The 1,507-nt window shown below is 60.1% G+C and carries 2 protein-coding genes; one reads left to right on the top strand and one right to left on the bottom strand.

Features of this window, described 5'->3' with window-relative positions; genetic code table 11:
* Nucleotides 1-155 precede the first annotated feature (155 nt).
* A complete protein-coding gene (locus E8P82_RS14915) occupies nt 156-503 on the bottom strand; it encodes a hypothetical protein (RefSeq protein ID WP_136455838.1) in 348 nt (115 codons plus the stop codon).
* Between the two features lie 290 nt (nt 504-793).
* Between E8P82_RS14915 and E8P82_RS14910 the strand changes: the two genes are divergently transcribed.
* Nucleotides 794-1,324, top strand: a complete 531-nt coding sequence (locus tag E8P82_RS14910) for a hypothetical protein (RefSeq protein WP_136455837.1) — start codon at nt 794-796, stop codon at nt 1,322-1,324.
* The last annotated feature ends 183 nt before the right edge of the window (nt 1,325-1,507 follow it).

Here is a 1,507-nt window from a genome sequence, read left to right as displayed (position 1 = left end):
CGAGGTCTTTCGGATGGGCAGTGTAGGAACTTCCATCATCGGAAGGCCTCGACGCCTATCCCGTGACCGACGCGCCCACACCGGCCACCCCGCCCGCACTCTCAATTACGAAGAGCCAGGTAACCCCCCTTCTGAGAAGTCTATCGCCCGTTCATCTATCGCAATTTCTTTGAGTTGTCAGTGACAACAGGTGGGACGGCCGGTGTGACGGCATTTAGCCATACCCACGCTTCACGCTGGATTTTGATCAGGGGTTCAAGGAACCGGATCTTCACTGCTGTGCGTGTATAGGAGATCGCGTGTGCCTGAACGCGGATTGCCTTCGACGGGTACCGCACCCATGCGTACACCCGGCGCGGTTCCGGGAAATCGGTGGGCCGGCAGTTGTCGACGTCGAGCTCGGCCGCGGTGAGCATGATCAGCTCCTCACGCATGACGAACTCCTCAATGCGTTCGTCTATCCGCTTCGCGTAGTAGGCGGCGTGGTGTTGTCTCTGGCCCACGTGGGGAGAGTACGAGGCAGCGCCGACAAATGGAGCCTGATCGTTTCTTTTGCTCTAGTCCCGGCCCGCACCCGTGGAGGCTGTGCACGGCCACTGCTCGCTCGAGGTGAGCTACCCCGTGTCGGTGACGTGGTGGTTGTGTGCAGGCGGTTCCTTGGTTCCTGCTGTGCAGATGTGTGCGGGACAAGCAGCGGAGCGTGGGGGAGCTTGTGCCGTGCCCATGTGTGCAGGAGGCGCTTGTGCGCATCGATGCGTCGGAGAGTGTAGGAACCAGAACGTAGATTGTTGGGATGCCTACACAGGAACTTTGCAGGACCATTGAGCGGAAGCATCGCGACAAGCTCGAGCAATTCAAGCGGGCCTTCATGCTTGATGAGAATGTGTTCGACGAGGATCGGCCGTTCGGGGAGTACCGGCCACTGAATAGTGGCCCGTTCAGGTCCGTGTCTGACAAGTTCGCGGAGCTGACTTTCGGCGCGGACCGCACAGTCTTGTCGTACATCGAGGAGAAACCAGGATTGGCCGGCTACAAGGTCACCCTGTCCATGGCAGGGCATCACCGCGTCATGGGAACCCGAGTGCCTTTATCGGTAGAAGAGACCGACGCATGGCTGTACGCGATTCTCGGAAACGAATGGGCTGCCCACAGCTATCACGGTGGAGCGATGACCGGAGTGAACGAGAACGGAGGTCGGGGAGGGCTCACCACCGTCTACTACATGCTGTTCCTCACCGAGGACCTCCAGCCGATGCCACGACCGGACATCCCGCTCGGATACGACCTTGTGCCGGTCCAGCCAGACACCTTCACCGGGGGGTAGGACTGAACGCTGGTGTGCCTGGAGTTCCTGAGGATCATCAGCGTTTCAGTGAGCTGACCCTTTGAGGGCTCTTCGTAATTGAGAGTGCGGGCGGGGTGGCCGGTGTGGGCGCGTCGGTCACGGGATAGGCGTCGAGGCCTTCCGATGATGGAAGTTCCTACACTGCCCATCCGAAAGACCTCG

Origin of the sequence: Arthrobacter echini (assembly GCF_004803505.1) — a bacterium.
Lineage (GTDB): Bacteria > Actinomycetota > Actinomycetes > Actinomycetales > Micrococcaceae > Arthrobacter_D > Arthrobacter_D echini.
Note: the sequence above shows the minus strand (reverse complement) of the source record. Positions and strands in the feature narration are given on the sequence as shown.

Coding starts and splice junctions, on each gene's coding strand:
- E8P82_RS14910 (WP_136455837.1), top strand. CDS start 794: ATGCCTACACAGGAACTTTGCAGGACCATTGAGCGGAAGCATCGCGAC.